Source organism: Protofrankia sp. CiP1_Cm_nod3, from assembly GCF_982290655.1.
Window position 1 is genome coordinate 2,679 of sequence record NZ_CEVIVD010000258.1, and the last position, 1,855, is coordinate 4,533.

The following is a 1,855-nucleotide window of genomic DNA, read 5'->3' on the forward strand; positions in this document are numbered from 1 at the left end:
AGCTGACTCAGCGCGGTGGCGAGGGTGACGGCGGGATCGGAACGCTCTACCTCGCTGTGCAGATGCCCCACCGCCCCGGTAGCGCCGGGAAATATTGGCGTCGCCGTCGAAGCGGAGGTTCGGCCGGGGAAGGCCGCCAGTCGGGGCAGAACCTGTTTACCGACCGCGTACAGCAGCCGCTCACGAGCTTGGTTTTCGTCGAGGTCGAACAGGTCCACCCAGGTCAGGACCTGCAGCGTCGCCGGCGGCTCGACCGGCTCGAGGCGGACCGGTAACAGAGTGCGACGGGCCAGCGCCGCGGTCCACTCCGCGGTGCACCAGGCAGACGCGAAATATGCCTGGGAGTAGAGCGCGACCGTCCAACGGGCACCGGCAAGCTGGATGTTCATCCATTCGACGAAGTTCTGCCCAGGCAGGGAATCCCACACCTGTACTCGGGCGGCCAGCCCGGCTCCTTCGAGTACGGAGGCGATCCACGTCGCCCACTTCTCGTCCGCACTGGTGTAGGACACAAACACGAACGACTCCCCCTGCGCCATGTCCCTGTTGTAGCGGAATGGCACGCTCCGTGTCAGAACCAACCCGGGCCGGCAGCCGGGAAACACCGCATCCCGGCCAACGCCACCTCGACCCGACCCTGCCCCGCCTCAAGCCTGTAGGGCTCGGTGAGCATGCGGATCTCGTCGGCGAGCCGGGTGCCCGCCGAAACTGAGCGCGACCTGCGCTATAGGGGCCGGGTGGCCCATGGGTGAGATTCTCCCAAGGGCCACCCGGCGGCTATAGCGTGCGGAGTGCCGCTGTCGATTCCACGAGTCCGTTACGTTCTAGCTGGCGCAGAATGTCGTCGACGGACTCCGGTGGGTTCGTTCGGGAGTCCGCGATCTGTTGGATGGATGCTTGCCACCGCCTGCCCTCTGATGCCCACCTGGTCCAACACGAAGGCATCGGGTGTCTTGGCTTCGACACCCCACGGTTCCAGGTCGGCGGCGGGGAAGTCTTTCAGGTTCCGGGTGACGATGACCTGAGCACCGGCCTTGATCGCGGCAGCCAGCACATGCCGGTCTCCGGGATCGGGGAGCTTCAGCCCTTCGATCAGCGGCTCGTAACCGGACACCAGGACGTCTCTGATGGCCGCGTTCATGAGGCTACGGAGGCGAGTGAGCTTCTCGGGCGATATGTCCGGCCGAGTCCGGCCTATCGCGGTGGCCATCTCGTCGAGGATCTCGTTGGTCCACTTCGCCTGCACCAGACCTGACTGCGCGATCCGGATCAGAAGATCGCGTAACGTGTTCGGATAGAGCACGTTGGCGTCGTACACCACCGTGAAGGTCATCGCTCAGTACAGCCCCAGTTCCTGGGTCAGCTCGGTCAGGTCGTCCGCCGTGCGCCGCCGCGCCAGGTCGTCGCGGCTCCTGTACTCGTGGAGATCACGGAACGTCACCCGCCGGTGTGTACCGACCAGACGGAACGGGATCTCACCGGCCTCCAGCAGTTTGATCAGATACGGCCGGGACACGTTCAGGAAGTCGGCCGCCTGCTGAGTGGTCAGCTCGGCGGAGTCAGGCGTGACGTTGACGCTCTCACCCTGTGCCAGGACGCGGAGAATCTGGGCGAGCAGGACAGTCGCCTCTCGGGGCACGACCAGGACATCGTCGCCCGCGAGCTCACCGCTGATCGTGACCGGATCGGCACCGGGGTGCGTCGTGAGGTACTCGCCGATGCGTCGCGCCGCCCGCCGGGCAAGCTCCGCATCGGGGTCCCGATGCCGGGCCGCGCCGCCAGCCTGACCGGTCATCTCCACCGCCATCTCCGTCACCTCCACAACATACAACCTGCAAACGCATTATCCGAAACA

The 1,855-nt window shown here is 65.8% G+C and carries 3 protein-coding genes and 1 pseudogene; all 4 read right to left on the reverse strand.

Translation table 11 applies throughout. The features are described from left to right. A partial coding sequence (locus tag AC5LUJ_RS23870) for a toll/interleukin-1 receptor domain-containing protein (RefSeq protein WP_493465834.1) occupies window positions 1–518 on the reverse strand: 518 nt, incomplete at its 3' end. Between the two features lie 259 nt (window positions 519–777). Then, window positions 778–945: a VapC50 family PIN domain-containing toxin gene (locus AC5LUJ_RS23875; protein ID WP_493465835.1), complete on the reverse strand. Its 168-nt coding sequence runs from the start codon at window positions 943–945 to the stop codon at window positions 778–780. 115 nt (window positions 946–1,060) lie between these two features. After that, window positions 1,061–1,333 (reverse strand): annotated as a pseudogene (locus AC5LUJ_RS23880) (PIN domain-containing protein); the annotation flags it as partial. 3 nt (window positions 1,334–1,336) lie between these two features. Then, window positions 1,337–1,822 carry an excisionase family DNA-binding protein gene (locus AC5LUJ_RS23885; protein WP_250286963.1) on the reverse strand — a complete coding sequence of 162 codons (486 nt, stop codon included), beginning with the start codon at window positions 1,820–1,822 and terminating at the stop codon, window positions 1,337–1,339. Between the last annotated feature and the right edge of the window lie 33 nt (window positions 1,823–1,855).